The 20,571-nt window shown below is 40.8% G+C and carries 27 protein-coding genes; 8 read left to right on the top strand and 19 right to left on the bottom strand.

What is annotated here, in order from left to right; translation table 11 throughout:
• Positions 1 to 101 precede the first annotated feature (101 nt).
• The 3 genes from AC20OE_RS09185 to cgeC form a co-directional block, all read right to left on the bottom strand.
• A complete protein-coding gene (locus AC20OE_RS09185; protein ID WP_099663395.1) occupies positions 102 to 1,478 on the bottom strand; it encodes a sigma-54 interaction domain-containing protein in 1,377 nt (458 codons plus the stop codon).
• 145 nt (positions 1,479 to 1,623) lie between these two features.
• Positions 1,624 to 2,919: a glycosyltransferase family 2 protein gene (locus AC20OE_RS09180; protein ID WP_099663394.1), complete on the bottom strand. Its 1,296-nt coding sequence runs from the start codon at positions 2,917 to 2,919 to the stop codon at positions 1,624 to 1,626.
• Between the two features lie 17 nt (positions 2,920 to 2,936).
• Positions 2,937 to 3,257 carry a spore maturation protein CgeC gene (cgeC, locus tag AC20OE_RS09175; RefSeq protein ID WP_041085753.1) on the bottom strand — a complete coding sequence of 107 codons (321 nt, stop codon included), beginning with the start codon at positions 3,255 to 3,257 and terminating at the stop codon, positions 2,937 to 2,939.
• Positions 3,258 to 3,464: 207 nt separating this feature from the next.
• Between cgeC and AC20OE_RS09170 the strand changes: the two genes are divergently transcribed.
• Entirely contained in the window at positions 3,465 to 3,866 is a 402-nt protein-coding gene (locus tag AC20OE_RS09170; protein ID WP_039179354.1) for a hypothetical protein, read from the top strand.
• 15 nt (positions 3,867 to 3,881) lie between these two features.
• Positions 3,882 to 4,844, top strand: coding sequence for a CgeB family protein (locus AC20OE_RS09165; protein WP_058838904.1), 963 nt, complete (start codon positions 3,882 to 3,884; stop codon positions 4,842 to 4,844).
• Positions 4,845 to 4,873: 29 nt separating this feature from the next.
• Here the strand turns inward: AC20OE_RS09165 and AC20OE_RS09160 are convergent, their stop codons facing one another.
• Positions 4,874 to 5,596 carry an acylneuraminate cytidylyltransferase family protein gene (locus tag AC20OE_RS09160; RefSeq protein ID WP_099663393.1) on the bottom strand — a complete coding sequence of 241 codons (723 nt, stop codon included), beginning with the start codon at positions 5,594 to 5,596 and terminating at the stop codon, positions 4,874 to 4,876.
• Positions 5,597 to 5,847: 251 nt separating this feature from the next.
• Here AC20OE_RS09160 and AC20OE_RS09155 point away from each other — a divergent pair, with 251 nt between their 5' ends.
• Positions 5,848 to 6,876, top strand: coding sequence for an SDR family NAD(P)-dependent oxidoreductase (locus AC20OE_RS09155; RefSeq protein WP_099663392.1), 1,029 nt, complete (start codon positions 5,848 to 5,850; stop codon positions 6,874 to 6,876).
• A 51-nt stretch (positions 6,877 to 6,927) separates the two neighbouring features.
• Here AC20OE_RS09155 and msrB read toward each other — a convergent pair whose 3' ends face one another.
• Complete coding sequence (gene msrB, locus AC20OE_RS09150) at positions 6,928 to 7,359, bottom strand: peptide-methionine (R)-S-oxide reductase MsrB (protein WP_024422719.1); 432 nt, start codon at positions 7,357 to 7,359, stop codon at positions 6,928 to 6,930.
• Positions 7,359 to 7,892 (bottom strand): peptide-methionine (S)-S-oxide reductase MsrA, encoded by a 534-nt coding sequence (gene msrA / locus AC20OE_RS09145; RefSeq protein WP_041085761.1) that lies wholly within the window; start codon positions 7,890 to 7,892, stop codon positions 7,359 to 7,361. The genes msrB and msrA overlap by 1 nt, the downstream gene beginning before the upstream one ends.
• A gap of 138 nt (positions 7,893 to 8,030) precedes the next feature.
• Here msrA and AC20OE_RS09140 point away from each other — a divergent pair, with 138 nt between their 5' ends.
• From AC20OE_RS09140 to AC20OE_RS09130, 3 genes are all read left to right on the top strand, one after another.
• Positions 8,031 to 8,462, top strand: coding sequence for a MarR family transcriptional regulator (locus AC20OE_RS09140; protein ID WP_007500780.1), 432 nt, complete (start codon positions 8,031 to 8,033; stop codon positions 8,460 to 8,462).
• 54 nt (positions 8,463 to 8,516) lie between these two features.
• Positions 8,517 to 8,777: a hypothetical protein gene (locus AC20OE_RS09135; protein ID WP_024422721.1), complete on the top strand. Its 261-nt coding sequence runs from the start codon at positions 8,517 to 8,519 to the stop codon at positions 8,775 to 8,777.
• Positions 8,778 to 8,897: 120 nt separating this feature from the next.
• Positions 8,898 to 9,563, top strand: coding sequence for a DUF4397 domain-containing protein (locus AC20OE_RS09130; RefSeq protein ID WP_099663391.1), 666 nt, complete (start codon positions 8,898 to 8,900; stop codon positions 9,561 to 9,563).
• Between the two features lie 30 nt (positions 9,564 to 9,593).
• On the opposite strand, the gene ypmT is transcribed toward AC20OE_RS09130, so the two are convergent.
• From ypmT to ilvA, 7 genes are all read right to left on the bottom strand, one after another.
• A complete protein-coding gene (ypmT, locus tag AC20OE_RS09125; RefSeq protein WP_024422723.1) occupies positions 9,594 to 9,791 on the bottom strand; it encodes a protein YpmT in 198 nt (65 codons plus the stop codon).
• 24 nt (positions 9,792 to 9,815) lie between these two features.
• On the bottom strand, positions 9,816 to 10,382 hold the full coding sequence (locus AC20OE_RS09120; RefSeq protein WP_041085768.1) for a YpmS family protein: 567 nt from the start codon (positions 10,380 to 10,382) through the stop codon (positions 9,816 to 9,818).
• 10 nt (positions 10,383 to 10,392) lie between these two features.
• A complete protein-coding gene (locus tag AC20OE_RS09115) occupies positions 10,393 to 11,154 on the bottom strand; it encodes an SGNH/GDSL hydrolase family protein (RefSeq protein ID WP_058838922.1) in 762 nt (253 codons plus the stop codon).
• 69 nt (positions 11,155 to 11,223) lie between these two features.
• Positions 11,224 to 11,814 carry an SCO family protein gene (locus tag AC20OE_RS09110; protein ID WP_058838899.1) on the bottom strand — a complete coding sequence of 197 codons (591 nt, stop codon included), beginning with the start codon at positions 11,812 to 11,814 and terminating at the stop codon, positions 11,224 to 11,226.
• Positions 11,815 to 11,837: 23 nt separating this feature from the next.
• Positions 11,838 to 12,680, bottom strand: a complete 843-nt coding sequence (locus tag AC20OE_RS09105) for a DegV family protein (RefSeq protein WP_024428148.1) — start codon at positions 12,678 to 12,680, stop codon at positions 11,838 to 11,840.
• Between the two features lie 187 nt (positions 12,681 to 12,867).
• Positions 12,868 to 13,119 (bottom strand): YpmP family protein, encoded by a 252-nt coding sequence (locus AC20OE_RS09100; RefSeq protein ID WP_059377786.1) that lies wholly within the window; start codon positions 13,117 to 13,119, stop codon positions 12,868 to 12,870.
• A 36-nt stretch (positions 13,120 to 13,155) separates the two neighbouring features.
• A complete protein-coding gene (gene ilvA / locus AC20OE_RS09095; protein ID WP_025093104.1) occupies positions 13,156 to 14,424 on the bottom strand; it encodes a threonine ammonia-lyase IlvA in 1,269 nt (422 codons plus the stop codon).
• Positions 14,425 to 14,605: 181 nt separating this feature from the next.
• On the opposite strand from ilvA, the gene AC20OE_RS09090 reads away from it, so the two are divergent.
• Together AC20OE_RS09090 and trhA are read left to right on the top strand one after the other, a co-directional pair.
• A complete protein-coding gene (locus AC20OE_RS09090; protein ID WP_099663390.1) occupies positions 14,606 to 15,559 on the top strand; it encodes an AAA-type ATPase lid domain-containing protein in 954 nt (317 codons plus the stop codon).
• A gap of 14 nt (positions 15,560 to 15,573) precedes the next feature.
• Positions 15,574 to 16,212 carry a PAQR family membrane homeostasis protein TrhA gene (gene trhA / locus AC20OE_RS09085; RefSeq protein ID WP_024428144.1) on the top strand — a complete coding sequence of 213 codons (639 nt, stop codon included), beginning with the start codon at positions 15,574 to 15,576 and terminating at the stop codon, positions 16,210 to 16,212.
• A gap of 37 nt (positions 16,213 to 16,249) precedes the next feature.
• On the opposite strand, the gene AC20OE_RS09080 is transcribed toward trhA, so the two are convergent.
• From AC20OE_RS09080 to AC20OE_RS09055, 6 genes are all read right to left on the bottom strand, one after another.
• Positions 16,250 to 16,873: a lysophospholipid acyltransferase family protein gene (locus AC20OE_RS09080; protein ID WP_064497496.1), complete on the bottom strand. Its 624-nt coding sequence runs from the start codon at positions 16,871 to 16,873 to the stop codon at positions 16,250 to 16,252.
• Positions 16,874 to 16,892: 19 nt separating this feature from the next.
• Positions 16,893 to 17,378 carry a type 3 dihydrofolate reductase gene (gene folA, locus AC20OE_RS09075; RefSeq protein ID WP_059377778.1) on the bottom strand — a complete coding sequence of 162 codons (486 nt, stop codon included), beginning with the start codon at positions 17,376 to 17,378 and terminating at the stop codon, positions 16,893 to 16,895.
• Entirely contained in the window at positions 17,375 to 18,169 is a 795-nt protein-coding gene (locus AC20OE_RS09070) for a thymidylate synthase (RefSeq protein WP_041085780.1), read from the bottom strand. The genes folA and AC20OE_RS09070 overlap by 4 nt, the downstream gene beginning before the upstream one ends.
• 103 nt (positions 18,170 to 18,272) lie before the next feature.
• Positions 18,273 to 18,800: a phosphatidylglycerophosphatase A family protein gene (locus tag AC20OE_RS09065; protein ID WP_047203262.1), complete on the bottom strand. Its 528-nt coding sequence runs from the start codon at positions 18,798 to 18,800 to the stop codon at positions 18,273 to 18,275.
• A gap of 18 nt (positions 18,801 to 18,818) precedes the next feature.
• Positions 18,819 to 19,436, bottom strand: a complete 618-nt coding sequence (locus AC20OE_RS09060; RefSeq protein ID WP_059377775.1) for a YpjP family protein — start codon at positions 19,434 to 19,436, stop codon at positions 18,819 to 18,821.
• A gap of 284 nt (positions 19,437 to 19,720) precedes the next feature.
• Entirely contained in the window at positions 19,721 to 20,509 is a 789-nt protein-coding gene (locus AC20OE_RS09055) for a class I SAM-dependent methyltransferase (RefSeq protein WP_487268805.1), read from the bottom strand.
• Between the last annotated feature and the right edge of the window lie 62 nt (positions 20,510 to 20,571).

Below are 20,571 nucleotides of genomic sequence, written 5' to 3'. Positions count from 1 at the left end.
AGCATTCACTTTATACTATGCAAGTTATGTGCCAACATGGGAAAATGCCCCTATTCTTTACAAAAGGAGCTTTACCCGTCATATTCAATTGGATGCTGTGCCTACATTTCGGCATCTGCATATTTCTTCAATTTATATTGCAGCGTTTGTCGAGGGATTTTTAAGGCGGCGGCGGTTTTTTTAATATTCCCATTATGCTGATGTAAAGCTTCTTGAATCAATGTTTGTTCAAATGAAGACACTTGATTTTTTAAGGAGGATTCAGATGTTTCCTTTTCCAGCTTTTGCTCACGTAAATGAGCCGGAAGGTATAGAGGGGTGATCTCTTCCGCTTCCTTTGGCATCATCAACACGGCATGCTCTATCGTATGTTTTAATTCTCTAACATTCCCAGGCCAGTGGTGCGCCATAAACAATCGTTCCGTTTCTTCAGAAAGGCGTGTGACGTTTTTTGAAAACTGCTGATGATAGGTTTGAATGAAGTGGCGGGATAGCAGCGTGATATCTTGCTTTCTCTCACGAAGCGGCGGAATATGAAAAGATGATACATGCAGTCTATAAAATAAATCTTCTCTTAAAATTTGCTTTTTCACTGCTTCAAATGGGTCCATATTGAGCGCAGTAATGAGCCGAACATCCACTTGAATGGACTTTGCATCACCGATGCGGCGGACAACGCCATCCTCTAACACACGTAATAATTTCGTCTGAAGGGTGAGCGGCATCGCTTGCAGCTCATCAAGAAAAAGCGTGCCCCCATCAGCCAATTCGAAAAGTCCCTTGCGATCAATTGCGCCCGTATAGCTCCCTTTGACAGATCCAAACAATAGACTTTCAAGTAATGTTTCTGGGAGTGCTGCGCAGTTTTGCGGAATAAACACTTGGTTTTTCCGGTCAGATTCATGGACAATGGCCTGAACAAGCACTTCTTTTCCTGTCCCAGTTTCCCCGTAGACAACAACTGATGACGGATAAGCAGCTGCTTTTTTTGCCCTTTCAAGCATTTCTTTTAAAAGCGGATCATTTGTTAAAAATGAAGCAAAATCATGCATTTGTTCTACCCCATCCGCGTCAAATGTTCGCTTTTTTTGATCTAAACGATTGGAAAGAGCAGACAGCTTGGATACATCTTTTGCGACTTCGACCGCACCTATTAACTCGTTATCTTCAATAATAGGTAATGTCGTGTTCACTGTTTCAATTCTTTCTCCGTTTTTATTCAAATAGGTTTGCAGCGAATGATAAATGGGCTTTCCTGTTCTCAACACATGCATAAGCGTACTTGTTTTTTCAGTTAAAGAGGGATACACATCAAGGATGTACTTGCCAATCACCTCTTCTTTTTGTAAACAGTCAAACTTAGCGGCATTATGATTGTAAAAAATCGTCATCCCTTGATCATCTACAACGTGAATGGCTTCATCGATGGCTTCTAAAATTAATTCAAACCAATCTGCTCTTTCGACAACTTTCCCCATTCTTTCCCCCTCACTTTCAGTGCCAAAAAACCGGCATCAATTGCCGAGTTTTCAGCGGCTTGATCATTTCTAAATGGTTCCCTGTCTTTTTCATGTTTCGCTTTTTCCTTTCTACTTCCTGCAAAAATTTTAAAAAGCACCCCTCTTATGAGGAGTGCTTTCGCCCGGATGTCTGATAAAGAGACATATCGAATTCTTGCAGCGATTCCCTATACAGCGGAACAATCGGCTTTCCTTCCTGAAATAACGTAAATTGGGACGGGTACAGCTTAATCGGCTGATGATAAAAAGCAAACCGCTTCACCACCTCAGGATCAATTCGGCAAAAGGCATGATGCACAAGTAAATAAACATCTTGTTTCCATTTAAACAGCCGCCTGTTTGGCGGACTGAATACAGGAGAAACTTTGATGATATCGCCATCTTCAAATGACTGAAGCTGGTCATTTGAAATCGTATAGGTCTCCTTTGGGTGAAACTGAAAATATTGCACGTCACGTTTTGAAGCAAACCTTCTTTTTTTCTGTTTTTCAATATAAAAGAACGTTTTCCCCTGATCTGCGGTGACAACTGTATAATTGGGTACTGCCAGCTTCTCTTTTATTTCATATTTCATCTCACATAATAGCGGAACACGGATCGCACGCCTGTTCTTTTCATTGATCCAGCGCTTTTCAATTCCATGAAGTTTCCCGTCTGCGATTTGATAATAATCCCCTTCTTTTTCAATGATCGTTCCGTCAATTAAATCATACGGCATACTCGAAAACTGATGATGAAAGGAATGGGGCGTTTTATACGTTGTATCCAGTACAGCTTTTAATGGAAAAAACGAAGCGAAATGATTCAGCCTCATCCAAAAAACAGAATCTGCATGATGCCAGTGCTTTGGCTCATCATCCCAATATTGTCCGTATTTTTCATGAATCAGTGGAAGCAAGCGGCTTCTGTGCATGACCGAACAATGGTCCACTTGAAAGGACGCATGCTCTAGGATTTGATTTGCTTCTCGAACAAAACTCATCGTTTCCACTAAATGCTGATTCACATGCACAACCCGCTGCGAGGAATACACAATATCTATATGAGGCTTCGACCGAAAAACATCCACCATTTTAAGCAAACGATCTTTATGGTACACGGTATCATCGGTTAAATAACAAATGAGCTCACCTGTTATACGGGTTAATGCTTCATTAATAAGCGTCGCATATCGTGCGGTTAACAGCCGTTTTGCCGGATGAACCGTGTGCGAATACAGCTGAATGCGTTCATCACTTAAATAGGGCTGGATCTTTTGAATAGTGCCCTGTTCTGAGCCATCATCCATAATCAAAAGCTCCCAATGCGGATACGTTTGTTCTACCATACTCTTTAACACACGATCAATGAAATCTGGTTTATTGTAGCTTGTTAAAATCACCGATACTTTCATGATCATTATCCTTTTTGATTAGTTTAAAATGCCCCCCAGCTGACAATGTTCACAAAAGGAACACTCACTCTTAGCTGATTTGTCGCGTTTTTAAAGACCGCGACCGTATCAAACAATTGCACGACAACCACGTTTTGAAGTACATCTCCATTGACCAAATGAACACGCGGCACTGGAATGCCAAGCTCAAGCCATGGACGAAGTAATTCTTTGATGTCTGACACATTCTCTTCCTCACTTTCTTCTAAAAGGCGAAGAAGAAGTAAAATCAAGATGACTTCAAGCACTCCTTCCGACTCTAGTAATTCTTCGTTCCAACCATCTAATAATTGTTCAAATTCCATTCATAATCCCTCTCTCTTCACATTTAATCTTTACTAGAGTATGAGCGCCACTTCATTTAGCCTCAGCATTTGAAAACATTTTTAAAAATGTGTGAAGTGATTAATTGAAAAAAAGAATCAGGAATCAGCGTTCTGCTTATGCCAAAAAAAATGAACGGCATATACATAGGGGTGAGTTTGAATTGATGAAGAAAGGATGGGGAAAAAATGAGCGAAAAGCGTGCTGAATTAAAAAAAGAACTATTGAAAGTGTTTTTCAAACCAATTACTCATGCATTAACAGCTAATCTCGAAGAAGGAGGAGTTCAAGTGGAAGAGAAATTGAACGATTTATTAAGTGAAGTGGCAGCTGAGGCATCACCTTCAGATTCTGCTACAACACTCGATGTATCTCAGCCAGCAAGATGGATCTTTGCAAGACTCGCACCAGGAACAGTCATTAGTATTGTCACTGACTCAGGAGATTTAATTGGGCCAGTTCAATTTGTATCATTCGATGCTTCAACAGGTGTTGTATTTGTTACACAAGAAAGCTCTGTCACACCTACCGGCTCAGCAACGACTCTTTTAGATGTAGATAAAGTTGAAAGTGTTACATTCACATCTTAATGTGAGAGGGTCATCATGAAGCTTCTTTATATCAGTTCTGGCTACGGCGGAATCTATCACATGTTTGATCAATGGGTAGAAGAAAGCTTCATTGATTCCCCCTTTTCATGTGTAAAGATTGATAGAGAATCTCTACCCACTAACATGCACAAAATCCGGACATTTTCTCCGGATTTTGTTTTGATGATGATCGGTGATCATGTTCCGAAAGATGTACTTCATCAATTCAAACAAGAAAAAATCCCGATCGTTCTGTGGATGACAGAAGATCCCTTTTATGCAGATGTATCAGCTGCTTGCGCACGTGATGCTCAGCTTATCTTAACGATTGATGAAGGGATTTTGCCATTTTACAAACAATTAGGCGCCGAAAATACACACTACTTTCCCATTCCGACAAATACACGTGTTTTTCAGAAAAATGAATCGCCAGATGAGATGTGCACGTTTGACATTGCACTCATTGGCTACCCTTATCCCAACCGCATTAAGGCCATCGATACACTCTTAAAGCAAAACAAATGGCGTATTCTCGTTGCAGGTAAGGAATGGCACCGTCACTTAAATAAATCACGGAGACATTATCGTGATTTCACCCTTATAACGAATTGGCTGAGTCCTCAGCAAATGGCGGACATCTATCAGCAGACAGCGATTGTCCTGAATCCGCATAGGCCGTCTCAATTTGTATATAACAAAAATAAAGCCATGATTCAAAATATGAGCCTCAATAACAGAGCATTTGACATTGCTGCAACTGGAAGTTTTCAATTGACGGATCTACATCCGCCGCCTACTTTTTCAAGCTTTGCTTTTTACAAAGATGAGGACGATTTGATCAAACAGGTGGATTACTATGGGTCAAATGCAGGTGAAAGAAAGGCGGCCGCACTGAACAACTACGAGCAAGCCGTTCGCTGGAATACATTTGATACGATGCCGCAAAGGCTTTATGAAATCGTAAAAAGCGCCCTATAACTGGGCGCTTTTTCTTGTTGAAGGTCAGCTTATGCATGATCTTCTGCATCTCGGCGAGCCAATAAGACGTGCTCTGCCTTTTTCCGGTCCGCCTCCTGTTTCACCACAAGCGACCGCGTGTGATCCATCATATATGCTCCGACAGATCCTTCTAAAAAGGAATGAATGCATTCTTTGACATAATGAGCATGGAAAGCATATACCGCACCATTTAGCCGGCCATACGTATATGGCTGCTCATGTTTTGGCATGAAAAAGTAATGATTGTCCTTATATAAAGTAGCTTCATTGTTTTCATGCAGTGTCCAAGTTTCATTTGGGTTTTCTAACGCCTCTGTAAAAGATGCGGTGCAGTCATATCCCCCCTCCACTAAAAGCTGCAAGCACTTCTCGATATCTGCCGTCTGTCTTAGAGGAGACGATGGCTGCAGATATAGCACAATATCAAAGGTTTTCCCCTCCCGCTCTAAATAAGCAAGCGCATGCTTCACAGCTAACAGCGACGGCGTTTGTTCTGTTACATGTGTACTTGGCAGTTCAATCACATTTGCTCCGTAGTGAGATGAAATGATTTGCGTATTGACATCCTCTGAGGAGACGATGACTTCATCTAACTCAATCATTTGCAAAAGCGGCTGAATGGTCCAATAGATAAGCGGCCGCTCTGCCAATATGCGTATATGTTCATCATGCTGGCCGTCGGTACTTCTAAATGCAGGTATCATGGCTAAAATACGATTTCCCCTATACATGTCTTCTCTTCTCCCCTCGCGCACAGCTCCCTTACAATTTTCTTCTCTGACCGAGCTGATCGCAGTACTGAAGTATTCAGGTCTCTCGTTTTTCTAGTTAATCTCTTATCTCTCCATATTCTATTAAGACGGTAAGCAGATGGTTATAATTTGTTCACCTAATTTATACATGAAGTGGTTCTTTTCCTCAAACGAATGCCGCTCTTTCACATATGATGCAAAGTAGAGAAATGAGAGTTGGGGGATTAGATATGTCCAATCAGATAGAAACGACTTTGAAGACCTTTTTTCGTGACAAGACGATATTAGTTACAGGCGGTACAGGATCCATCGGCCGGCAAATCGTGAATAAATTAACAAGCTGCTCTCCAAAAAAGGTAATCGTCTTCAGTAAAGATGACAGCAAACAATACATGATGAAAAATGAATACGCAGATCATCCAGAGGTCGTATTCGCTTTAGGAGATGTCCGGGATGCAAGCCGCGTGAGACAGCTCGTCAAAGGTGTGGATATCATTTTTCATGCAGCGGCCTTAAAACAAGTACCCACTTGTGAAGATAATCCGTTCGAAGCCGTTCAAACGAATATCATCGGCGGGCAGCACGTCATTGAAGCCGCCCTCGAACATGAAGTGAGTCATGTTGTCAACATTTCAACTGACAAAGCGGTTTCTCCGACTAATGCCATGGGTGCAACAAAATTGATTTCAGAAAAACTATTTTCCCAAGCAAACGAAAGTATTCCGAATCAAAAAACCAAGTTTTGCTCTGTACGCTTTGGCAATGTGCTTGGATCTAGAGGTTCCGTCATTCCGATCATGCTCCAGCAGCTATTAAATGAAAAACCTTTGACCGTGACTGATCCTCATATGACACGTTTTTTTATGTCCATTGAAGAAGCTGTTTCCCTCACACTTCAAGCAGCAATCATGATGAAAGGCGGCGAAACCTTCATTCTCAAGATGGAGTCCTTACAGCTTGCCGATCTCTTAAAAGCATTTCATGAATATGCCGCCCAAATCAATGCTAAATCTCCGGAGATTCTCGTTGTCGGAAAAAGACCTGGCGAAAAGCTTCACGAGGAGCTCACATTCCCGCACGAAGCAGATGCACTCTTTGAACATGAACAATTTTATGCCATTTTACCGAGACCACATTTGCACCCTGCCTTTCAAAAAGTCGATTTAACGAATTACACCTCAAAAGAAGCACCGCTCATTACAAAAGAAAAGCTGTTCACCATCATCGAACAATTACATCATACACATCATAAAAAATAAAAAATCGTCACACGGAAGCAAATGCTTTCCATGTGACGATTTTTAAATGGATCAATCAAATAGATGTTTCAAATCCCCGTAACCTTCTTTTTCAAGATCATCCTTTGGGATAAACTTCAAAGCGGCTGAGTTAATACAATACCGAAGACCGTTTGGCCCTGGTCCATCAGGAAAAACATGGCCAAGATGAGAATCAGCTGTTTTGCTGCGAACCTCTGTCCGTACCATTCCATGACTCGTATCAACCTTCTCTGCTACTTCTTCCTCTTCAAGCGGTTTTGTAAAACTTGGCCAGCCGCAGTGGGCATCAAACTTATCTAAAGAAGAAAACAGCGGCTTTCCTGAAATGATATCCACATAAATACCTTCTTCTTTATGATCCCAAAATTCATTTTGAAATGGCGGCTCTGTACCATTATTTTGCGTGACTTCATACTGCATGCGGTTTAATTCTTTTATACGCTTTTCTTTTTCATTTGCCATTATTTATCACTCCAATGGGACTCAATAAAACCGGCTCTGCCCGAACCGACATGATATCGTTCGTAGTGCATTTTGTTTTTCTTATAATAATGCTGATGATATTCCTCTGCTGGATAAAAAGGACCTGCATCTAAAATTTCTGTCACGATTGGCTTTTTGAAAACCCCGCTTTGGCTCAGCTGCTCTTTCGATGCTTCTGCTAGCTTTCGCTGCTCGTCATGATGAACATAAATACCAGTACGGTAGGATTCCCCTCTATCACCAAATTGCCCGCCATCGTCTGTTGGGTCTATTTGCTGCCAATACAGTTCTAGCAGCTTCTCATACGGGAACACGTCAGGATCAAACGTAATTTGAACCGCTTCTCTATGTCCCGTTGTATTTGTACATACTTCCTCATAGGTCGGATTCACTGTATGTCCGCCAGTATACCCTGATTCAACTTTGATAATGCCCGGCTGTTCATCAAAAGGTTTAACCATACACCAGAAGCAGCCTCCTGCAAATGTGGCTAATTCTTGTTTTTCAGACATATTAGTGCCCCCTTCATTTAAAAAATGGTATCATCATATTATAACATGATAAAAAATAATGAAAATGATACGACTTGTATACCTAAAATAAAAGAAAGCATTCTGTCGTATCTTTAAAATATAATGGGGGTTTAATGATTGGAACAAAGAAAACAAATGATGTACGAAATGGACACTTTACTGAGAACCGTATTTAAGCAGATCCGTTATGAAATTAACAGCCTGCTCGAAAACGAATTATCTCGGAATGAATTTCTTATTTTAAATCTGCTCCGTGAGCAAGGTGCAAAAAAAGTAACGGAATTCGCTTCCATTCTTGGAGTGTCAGCAAGTCATATTACCGCTGTGACTGACACACTCGTAGAAAAAGGCTGGATCACCCGTATCCGTTCAAAAGAGGACCGCCGCATTATCAAAATCCACTTAACCGATAAGGGTAAGGAAATTACTGAGCATTTTGAGAAAAAGAAAACAGAATACTTTATGGAGCGATTTGAGTCATTTGATGACGAAGAACTCAAAACGATGATCAAATTATTCAAAAAGCTGGATAAAAGTCAAAAGGATTAAGCATAGATTTTAGCGCTTAGGACATGCTACGGATAAAAAGAGGTGGAATGAACCATGACAAGCCCTTATCTTTGTCCAAACTGTAAAACAAACAGAACGCGCTTTAATCTCATTGAGCAGCTTTCAGAACCTGTCAAGCTAGATCCAGCGACAGGAGCAGTTGTTGAAAGATACGAAGGAGAGCAGCTGTCTCCTTTTCACTTGAGCTATCAAGGTCCTCAAATGAAGGTTCAGTGCGGCGTTTGCGGTTTAATTGAGGATGAAAAAACGTTCATTAAACTAGCTGAATATCATCAATATTCTTCTCCTTCTTAACATGCCGGCCTGACGGAATACGTCAGGCTTTTTTCTTTGCTTCTTTTGCCTATACAGATCGTCTTTTTCATGCATACGCTACAAAAAACACCATTGTATGAGAAAGAAGGGATTGATGACATGCAGCAGCTCTTTTATCATGACTTTCCATATCGGCCATTCACTGCCGCCTATGAGCATCTTCAAAGCAGCCCTTCATCAAAAGCCTTTATTCGATTATTTCACGCTGCACCAGATCTCAGTGAGCTCGCTGTTTATGTGAACCAGAAGCAGCTGATGAAAACAATGCCTTACAGCCATTTGACCGCTTATATGGAGTGGGATGAGGGAATGTATGAAATAGAAGTGTTCAAACTGGCTACAAATGAAAAAATTCTTCATTCTCGCATTCAATTTAAGAGCGGCGAGGTCTATACACTCTGTATCACAGGTGCTCGTGCAGGCTTTGCACTGCTGACTGAGCAGCAGACTACTTTGATCGAACAAGAAGACCTGTCAGCACTTACATTTGTACAGCTGTCTCCAGACCTTCCTTCCATAGATATATATGAACGAGACCAAGGGATCATATCGAAGGAGCTTGATTATTTAAACAGTACCCACATTCATCATTTCTCCCCGAATAAATATCATTTTGAATTGAAAGCCGCCGGCACTCAAAGTGTACTGCTTGATATCCCCAAAGTTCATTTGCAAACAAAGCGTGCATACCTGATTCTGCTTCATGGATTTGCTAACGGAGAGCCAGAACTTATGGCGAAGGTCGTCTTGTCTCGGCAAATATAAAAAAGAGCCTTTCCCAATGGAAAAGGCTCCTTACGAGACATCTTCAGCTTTTTCTTGCTTTTGAAAATCAAAAGCAAGAATCATCGTGCCTAGAAATAATGCACAGTAGGCAATATTTAAGTAAAACTGATCGATATTTTCTGCTTTTAAAGCATTGGCAGCCGTTATGCCAAAGTACGCAGCAAATAAAAACGACAGTAAACTAAAATATTGATAAACTCGCTTCATGATTTCACTCCTGACTCACACGTTCTATTGCTTTGGATGATAATATGAGAATTCAATTTCATCGTTTTGTAGATCAATTTTGTTCGCTTTGACATACATATCATTCGTCAGCGGCATTTCTGAAAGGCGCACTTCAACCGTTTTTTGATCCGGTTTTACATGAACGAATTCTGGCAGCTCATAGAACTGACCCATGTAGCTTAAAACAAAACTAATTGGAATGCTCAATTGTCCAATTGAAAAGTCATCCACTTTCAAAAGCACATCACCATTATCTTCAACAGTTGGCGTAAATGAGACGTTTGCATCAATCGTTGAAGAGAAAGCTTTAATTGCGCCTGTTACTTTCACATCTTGATCGATCGCTACATGAAAGTCTGGCATATCATTTGATCCTTGATTTTTCAAATAATCATTCACAAAACTGGTGAGCGATTCTTTTGAGCTGGATATATTAAAAGCATATTCGCTTTTCACTTCTTTGGTTGAAGCGGATTGACCGCCTGGCAGCAGCATTAAAATACCGCAGGCAATCACAATCAATAGATTGATTGCAAGTAAAATAAAAAATAAGCTTTTCCATTTTTTCATCTATTTCACCCTATTCCTTCGGCAGTCCTTCTTTTTTCACTTCGGAGAATAAACGATTTGCCATAAGAGAGTACCCCTTTTGGTTTGGGTGGAAATCATCATCTGCCAGTAATTTTTCATCAGAACCTTCTTCAAATAAGTCTGCTACATTGATCATATCCGCATTGCCGTCTTTTTTGAGTTCCTTTTTGGCAGCGGCATTCCAGTCTTTGACGACTTCATCAATATCTCGCAGCTCAGACAAACTGAACTTAAAAGGATTGTACATGCTGACATACATAATTTTCGCATGGCCATTCTGTTCTCTCAGTTGAGCAAGAATGGTTTTAAAGCGCTCCTCAAAAGGACCCTGCTCTTTTTTAAAAGGAGCAAACGTCAAATTAAGCACATTTTGACGGACAACATGCATGAGATCATTCCCGCCGATTGTAAAGAAAATATAATCAGCGTCTTTCAGTCCGTCCTGCACCTTTTTTTCTTTTAATCTTTTTAACAAATCTACTGTTCTACTGCCTTTAATGGCATAGTTTTTTAATGTGACAGATTGCACGCCGTCGACCGCTTCTATCTTGTCACGGGTCATGCCTGCATAGCCTTTTTTATCTTGATCTCCGATTCCTTCTGTTAAGGAATCTCCAACCGCTGCGATGGTAATATGTTCTTTTACGTTTTGTGTGTCTTCTAGTTTATCCTTTATGCCAGCCTCTTGCGCAGAACATGCAGAAAGAACAAATGCTAGAGACATCACAATCAAAATCAAACGAGCCTTCAAACGATGATGTCCCTCCTTTTTCTGATTAAAAAAGTGTATCATGTTTTCGCCCATTTGAACATCCTTATGCTAGCTTCGGTTCAGCGTTTTGATGTCCTTGATGATGTCATCATAAGGTGTGTTTTGCACGCCATCATAATTTTTCATCACTTTCCCTTCTTGATTTACAAGGAAAAACAGGGACTGATGAATCACTTGGTCTTCATCTTCAGGTTTTTTGACAATGGTCTTAAAGCTCTTCATTGCGAATTTTTCGATTTCTGACTGTGAATACCCCGTGAGAAAATCCCAATTTTTAAAGGACAATGGATAGGCTTTTGCAAATTCTTTTAGCTTTTTCGGTGAATCGACCTCTGGGTCCACACTAAAGGAAATGATATGCGCATCCAATTTTTCTTCTTTTATTCGTTTTTGCAGCTCTGTCATATGAGCGGTCATCGGCGGACAGATCGTTTCACAGCTTGTGAAAATAAAATCTGCTACCCATACTTTCCCCTTCAAATCTTCCAATGACACCTTTTGACCATCTTGGTTTTCAAACTCAAACGGCTCTATTTGATAATTTAACGCATCTTTGATTTGTCCATTTGAACATGAGACTAAAAGAAGCACGCTTATGATCATAAGCGCACCAAGTGAGGCTCCCCTTTTTCTATCCATGATATGCCCATCCCCTTTTTCCATCAATCGGTATAAAAAGTAAAACCTATTGCGCCCTTTCCGGTATGACACGAAATAATCGGTGTTGTGTAGGCGATGTCAATCAGTGCTTCAGGTGTATGATCAAGCAGCGCTTTTTTTAGCTTTTCAGCGAGTTCTAATGCATCTGCATGTGCGATCCCAATGGCTTGAACTGTTTTTCCCTTCACCGCCTGTACATACTGTTTTGTCAGATGACGGACAAGCGCAGAATAGCTTCTCACATTCGCTTCTGGCGTATATACCCCGTCTGTTAAGCTGGCAATTGGTTTGATGTGAAGTAGTGAGCCGATCAGCGCCTTTCCTCTTCCAATTCTGCCGCCTTTGACGAGATTTTCTAATGTATCGATTGTGACATATAGCTTTGTTTGAAGACGGATTTTATCTAATTCTGTGATAATGTCTTCACGGCTTGCACCCTTTTTGGCTAGTTCTGCTGCTTTGATGACTTGAAATCCTAATCCATAGGAAATAAAATTCGAATCAATCACCGTGATGTTTCCATCTACCATTTTCGAAGCGCTTTCAGCAGTTTGAACAGTACCACTCATCCCGCCAGTTAAATGGATACTGATCACTTCACTTCCATCTGCCGTCAGCTTTTCATATAATTCGACGAATTGACCGATCGCAGGTTGAGACGTTTTCGGCAGTTCCTCAGCGGCCTCCATTTTTTCAATAAATTCATCTGGCTGTATATTCACTCGGTCAATATAATCAACTCCAGAAATGGAGATATTGAGCGGAATCACGTGAATGGAAAGATCATTGATTTTCTCTTGCGGAAGGTCCACAGTTGAATCTGTTACAATTTTAATTTGTTTCACTATCGTCTCATCCTTGCTGTCTTAGTCTTTACTTATGATATTACCTTATTTCCTGCACACTTGAAAACAACTGACTTAACGTTTTTGAAATTGTCACATTTTCTTCTTGTCACGAAAAAAATCCTTGCCAAACTGAGCGGCAGCCATTTCAAAATGGCTGCTTCCCCCTTTTGACAAAGATTCCTGCTTACGCATTGTGTTTCAGTGTAGGCTCCTGATAGATCTGTTCATATGTGCTCCACTTGACGTTACGTTTCACATCCTCTCTGAAAGAGTACACAGTTCTCTTTCCATTAGATACATAGACTTTTTTCAAGAAAGCTTCAAGTCTAAAGGTGAGCATGAAACGATACGTCTCATCTCCCTTTAGAACAGGGACTTCTGTTACCTTGATCTGAGCTCCATCCATCCGTCTAAAACATATTGTTTTGAGCAGCACAAACGATCAATCCTCTTTTCCAATTATCTGTTAAGCCTAAATAAATAGGTGGAATAAATCTTGATCTTTATTCACTTCAACATAGTGGAAGCCTTTTTTATCCATCCGTTCAATCAGCGCGGCATAGTCATCTCTTTCTTTCAATTCGATGCCAACAAGCGCAGGGCCTTTGCTTCGGTTATTCTTTTTCGTATATTCAAAGCGTGAGATATCGTCATTTGGTCCTAACACTTCATCTAAAAATTCTCGAAGTGCTCCTGCTCTTTGCGGGAAATTGACAATAAAGTAATGTTGAAGCCCTTCATAGATCATTGAGCGTTCTTTGATTTCCTGCATTCTGCCGATGTCATTATTTCCTCCACTGACAATGCAGACAACATTTTTGCCTTTAATCTCCTCGCGATGGGCATCTAATGCTGCGATCGGCAATGCGCCTGCCGGTTCTGCTACAATCGCACATTGATTATACAGCTCCAAAATTGTTGTACATACTTTCCCTTCTGGTACTAGACTGATTTTATCGACAACAGACTGAAGCGATGTAAACGTCTTTTCGCCAATCCGCTGAACCGCTGCTCCGTCCACAAACTTATCAATCGAATCAAGTGTCACAACCTCGCCCTTCTCATGTGACGCATGCAGTGAAGCTGCGCCAAGCGGTTCGACTGCAATGATTTCGGTTTCTGGTGAGATATTTTTGATATATGTACCAACACCAGATAACAGACCTCCACCTCCGACACTTGCAAATAAAAAGTGAGGCTCCACTTCGATATCGTTTAATATTTCGACAGCAGTCGTTCCTTGTCCTGCCATCACATCCAAATCATCAAACGGATGGATAAATTCGCGCTTTTCTTCATCTCCGCATTTTACGGCTTCATGATACGAATCATCAAACGTATCTCCGGTTAAAATAATTTCAACATATTCTTTTCCGAACAGCTCCACTTGGGATACTTTTTGCCTTGGCGTCGTAGCAGGCATAAAAATTTTCCCGTGGATGCCTAAATATTTACAAGAATAGGCAACACCCTGTGCGTGATTTCCAGCACTTGCACAGACAATGCCATTTTCTAGTTTATCTTTTGGAAGTTGGCTCATTTTATTAAAGGCGCCTCTTAATTTAAAGGAACGAACTACTTGAAGATCCTCTCTTTTTAAGTAGACATTACATTCATATCGTTCAGAAAGTCGCTCATTTTTTTGAAGTGGTGTATGAATGACTACATCCTTCAAATTTTGATGGGCTTTTAAGATGTCTTTCACTTGAATTAGCGTATTTTCTTTGAGCAACGGTTTCATGTACAAGATCCTTTCTCTTTAACCTTATTTAATTTGTCATTATAACATGAATATTCAAAAAATAAACCAATAGATCACGGATCCATCATAAATTTTATAAACTTTTTCGTTTTCCTGTACATTTGTTTTAATTGGGTGTTACAATTGAACCAATTAGAACCACAAAGAAAGGAACCACCTCATGGCCACACAATCGTTCACGTCTATATATGGAGATCATCAAGACATCAAGCATGCCATTCATCTGGCAAAACAATTTTCGAAAAACGAACAGCCGGTCTTAATAACAGGAGACACAGGCACAGGCAAAACACTATTTGCCCAAGAAATGGCGAACGCAGCAATGACACACATGTATTGCCCCATCTTGAATGAAGAAATCTTACAGAAAGCCTTCACAGAAAAAAACAATCAAATTCTTTATTTAGATGAAGTTGCCGCATTAAGTATTCCTATGCAGCACAAGGTCATTCACTTTCTAGAAACATCACCTGCAACAAAAGTAATCGCTTCTTCGTCTTTATCAATAGAGGCACTCAGGGTTTCTTCTACCTTTTTACCCGAGCTGTTTTATCGTTTGAATGTTCTTCATTTGGCCCTTCCGGCTTTAGCTGAACGAAAAACAGACATTCCTGTGTTAACAAATGCTTTCTTTCAAGAGCTGAACATGGCTCCTGACATTGATCCAAGTGTTTGGGAAGCCTTGCAGCAGTATCCATTTGAAGGAAATGTGCAAGAGCTCAAAAATATCGTTCATTACGCTGCGTCCATACTCGAGGGTCACACGGTATTTTTACATCATTTACCTCCCTTTGTGTTAGCACCTCTTCCCTCAGCCGTAAAAGGTAAAAAGGAAGAACACCAGCTCACACTAATGGAAAAACAAGAGTTTGTTTTCTTGCTGGAAGCCATTAAATCTCTCAATGAAAAAGGAGAAGCAGCCAGCAGACGCATCTTGTCTGAACTAAGCAAGCAAGGAGACATTCCGCTCACCCCTCAGCAGGTGAGAAACCGCTTAGATGATCTTGAGAAAAAAGCATACGTGACGAAAGGAAAAGGCAGGGCCGGAACGAAGATTACACTTGAAGGTCTTTCATTCCTGAAGTCGCTTGATGGTTATATACCGGTTCAATAAAAGGAGGACATCCATTGTTTACTGTAAAAGAAGAAATTGCAAACGCCATTACACATGGCATTGGTGTTATTTTATCCATACCAGCTATTGTGTTTCTCGTCTTATTCGCTGTTCAATACGGCACCGTCACAGATATTATCAGCTTTTCGATATTTGGTGCATCCATGCTTCTGCTCTATTTAAGTTCAACCCTGCTTCATAGCATTCGGCACAAAAAAACAAAAGATATTTTTGAAATCCTCGACCACTCGGCTATTTATGTATTGATTGCTGGTACATATACACCCTTTTTACTTGGACCACTAAAAGGGGCACTCGGATATACGCTCCTTGCGATTGTATGGGCGCTTGCTGCTGGTGGGATTGTCTTTAAAATCTTTTTTGTCAAACGCTTTATTATCGTATCTACCCTCGTCTATTTATTAATGGGCTGGATGATTATCATTGCCATCAAACCGCTTTATATCCAATTAACAGGTGCAGGATTTGGACTCTTACTGTTAGGCGGTATATTATATTCAGTCGGAACCATCTTTTATATTTGGCGGAAAATCCCCTATCACCATGCGATTTGGCACAGCTTTGTTCTCGGCGGCAGTGCATCGATGTTCTTCTGTATTTTATTCTATTGCGTAAACATTCCTGCTGCATAAAAAAACCAGCATCCTCTATTCGGATTGCTGGTTTTTTCTATGCACGCTTTTGTGCGTAATCACTGATCATGACAGGAGCTTTAATATGAATATCGACATTAACAGGACGCATTCTCTTCACAAACTTCCCCGTTAAAAGACGATCCGTTCCGCTCGTTTCAATCGGTACAAGCGGACAATCGAATTCTTCAGCAAGCGCCTCTGCAATATGACGATACTCTTCTGAAAGCAGTAGACTCTGTCCAGACATGATTCTTTCCTTTGTTTCTTCTAATAAGACCTCATCCGTTTGATTCTGGTGAATGACCGCCATTTTTTTCAGCCACTGTTTTAAAATCGGACACCGAAAGAGCTTCGGCTTTGCCATAAAAGCAACTGGCTGCTCAAGGTGGCCGATCAATAATGTCGTCGTGACTGGATTCAGCTCTTTTGTGACATAAATAACCGGGCAGTCTGGCAGCTTCTTTTGCTGATGAATGGTCATGACTGATCCTGATTGATCAATACATCCCCGGGCAAACCTTTTTGCATGCTCATGAATGAGATGCATTCGTTTCGTATAGGAAATGCGTGGATCCGTTAATTCATGATCGTACAAATGCCTCATACTTTTTAAAAAGGATACAACAACATAAATCGTTAAAAACCAATAACGAAACAACCGTACTCCTCCTACTCACTTATCCTTTTTTGTCATAGACGACAAATTCATAATTGTAGGGGTTCTTTTCGTCACGATGGCCTTTTTCGCGTGATACAATCGTCCATTCGTCTTCATTGTAATACGGGAAATAACGGTCTCCTTCAAACGCATGGTGAATGTGCGTGATATAGAGACGATTCGCATATGGCATCATCTCTTCATACAGCTTAGACCCGCCAATAATAAATAGCTCTGTCTCGCTTTCCGCAATTGCCAAAACGTCAGCAATTGAATGAACAACCTCGCATCCTTCTGCTTTAAAAGAAGAACTTGTGGTCAGCACAATGTTTCGGCGGTTAGGCAGCGCTCGTCCAATCGATTCAAAGGTTTTTCTGCCCATGACAATCGTATGTCCGCCTGTGACTTTTTTAAAATACGCTAAATCTGCGGGTAAATGCCAAGGCATTTGATTATCTTGACCAATGACTCTGTCTTCTCCTGTCGCCACAATCATGGAAATCATACACTGACTTCTCCTTTAATATGCGGATGCGGATCATAGTTCTCAAGCACAAAATCATCAAACGTAAAATCAAAAATGCTCTTTACATCCCTTGTGATGCGAAGCTTAGGAAGCGTGCGTTCCTCGCGCTCCAGCTGCATTTTCACCTGCGGAAGATGATTTTGGTAAATATGAGCATCTCCAAGTGTATGAATAAACTCGCCTGGCTCAAGATTTGTGACTTTAGCAATCATCATCGTTAGGAGAGCATATGAAGCGATATTAAACGGCACGCCTAAAAAGATATCTGCCGATCTTTGATATAGCTGGCAGGAAAGCTTCCCGTTTGATACGTAAAATTGAAACAGACAATGACAAGGAGGCAGCGCCATTTGATCAATTTCCCCCGGGTTCCAAGCACTGACGATCAGTCGTCTTGAATTCGGATTGTGCTCAATATCATGAATCAGCTTTGTGATCTGATCCACGGTCTCGCCGTCTCCACTTGCCCATGATCTCCACTGCGCTCCGTACACACGGCCCAGCTCTCCATTTTCATCTGCCCATTCGTTCCAAATCCGGACACCATTTTCTTGAAGATATTTGACATTTGTATCACCTTTTAAAAACCAAAGCAACTCATGAATGATTGATTTCAGGTGTAATTTCTTTGTTGTTAAAAGAGGAAATCCTTCCTGTAAATCAAATCTCATCTGGTAACCGAACGTGCTAATTGTACCTGTACCCGTTCTGTCACCTTTTTCATCCCCGTGCTGTAATACATGACGGCATAACTCTTTGTATTGTTTCATTTTTTTCATCCTTTATTTATGTTCTTGTTGTAGTTTACCTTATTTCTGCTTTTGTTGAAACCAAAAAAACATGCCTGCATGATGAGCAGACATGTTTTTCTTTTTATACTTGATTCACTCGTTCCTGCTCTTCATCTTTAATATCTTGGTGAGAGTGAGCAATGCGGCTTGCAGCTGCTGCGGCAAGTGCAGCGACTAGGTCATCAAGGAAAGTATGCACTTCACCTGGACGGCCCTCATCTAATTCACGAATAATACCAAATTTCTCTTTATCTAAATAACCGAAGTTGGTCAAACCGATTGATCCATATACATTGACAATGGAAAGCGGAATAATCTCATCAATTCCATATAGCGGCTCATCTGTTTCAACTAAGTGCTGTAAAGGTTCTGGCAAAAGCTTTTGTTCTGCCAGCTGGTCAAGGGCAAGTCCTGTTAAAACCGCATGGACAATTTCTCTTTTATTCAGCACTTTTTCAACATTTTCAATACAGACACTAAGTGGAAGGTTTGGATGATATTTTTCTTGGAGCTTCAGCACAATGTGTGCGATATCTTCAATTTTCACTCCGCGGTCGTTTAACATTTGTTTTGTAATCTGCACCATTTCGTTCATTGTATATTTTTTCAATTGGCATGACATCTCCTTCTAGTGGCTCATCCAGCTCGGCGGGGTGTTTTTATCCCAGTAAATATTACCGAGTTCATGATGCGTCTGGAATCCATCTTCTGCTGTATGGTAATGAAAGTTAAACCAATATCCGCTGTGAGGCGGCTGATCTCTTCTGACATGGAAACGGAGCAAATCTTCTCCGGTCTTGCGGTTGTAAATGTGGAAGATTTTTTCGCCATTTCCGCTTGAAGGCTGATCAGTTAAAACAACATCTTGAAATTTTTCGTCATCTTTGAAATTTGTTAAATAGTCGGTTAACACTTGTTCAATCTTCGGCTGAATCTCTTCTCTGTACTCGTCCTCAATGACAGGTGTGATTTTACGGCCAAATTTGAGAAAGGATTGATTTTCTGCATTTGACAGCACCTCTTGCTTATATTGCTCAAAGGGATCTGTCTGCTCTTTGCTTTCCTCTTGCGTTAGTTCCCAGCTGCGCATTTCATCTGATGTATCATAAACAGCTGTATAAGGCGTTTTATCAGATGAAGAAAGTTCAGAAGGCTTGTCTGTCATCAAAGCCGACGGAGGAGAGACTAAACCAAAAGTTGCAATCGTAAAGAGCACAACAAGCGTTTTTCTCATCCACATCTTCATGATATCTAATTCCTTCCATAAGTTATCATACTGCTATTCTAGCATATAATGAATTTTCAGTCATTCAATTTGGCCATCGATTTGAGACTTTCTTTTTCATAATAAAACGTTTACAATGGTAGCAAAGGCGACTAAAATTTGGGAGGAATGGGTATGCTTGAAGGGTTTTTCATTACGGCTTCCTTGCTGACGTTATTTTATTTTGTCTATATGGAGATTACAGATTAAAAGCCCTGAATAAGGGCTTTTTTAGATGATTGACAAGGAATTCAAAGTATTGTCTATTAGTGAGGGCTTTTTTCTTTCTCAATATATCCATAATGAAATTGAGCTGTTTTTCGTTTTAAAACGTGAAATTGATAGGAGTCTGCTAGAAATCGGGTGCTTTTCCAATGATCTTTTAAAACTACCCTTTTTCTCGCCACTCTCAGTGCTTCTTGGACGGCTATTTCGTTGTCAAAGTGGTGCTCTGCTGCATGACGTAGCGGAGCGATACTTGCAGATTCTTGAATTGTCTCCTCAAACATCGGATCAAAATAGACGACATCAAATGAACCATCAGAGAGCTTCTTTAGCTGCTCGATACTGTCTCCACTTACAACAGATATCCGTTTCATCGCTTCATCTGCCTCTCTTAACCCTGTCTCCCATGTGTTTAGTCCTTCTCGCACTAGCAATGCTGTCATGGGATTCTTTTCGATACCAACGACCCTTCCCTTCGTACCTACTCGCATGCTGGCTGTAATGGCATCTGATCCTAAGCCAAGCGTACAATCCAAAAAGGAATCGCCAGGCTGAAGCTGCGTGGCTTCGATTAAAGGATCCTTTTCTCCGCGCATGAGCCGCTTCACCCTGAACATTGCTGAGCTTGGATGAAAGAAAAACTTTTCACCATTTGGCTGATACCATTCGAATCTTTCTTTCCCCACAACAAGGACGTCTCCTCGTTTTATCGCAAGCTGCTTGACAGATTGTTTGCGCCTCTCTACATACTCGCCGTGTAAATCCTCTGCAAGGGCTTTTGCTGTTTCAATCGTTTGTTCATTTGCTCTAAAGCTTGTTGTGATAAGCATGCGGTTCCTCCATCATGATCATGAAAAAATGCCCTGATTTGATCACAGGACATTTCAACATG

The sequence above is a fragment of the Bacillus sp. SRI_025 genome, assembly GCF_057592095.1.
The sequence above is the reverse complement of the archived record's forward strand: the minus strand, read 5'-3'. Positions and strand labels throughout refer to the sequence as shown.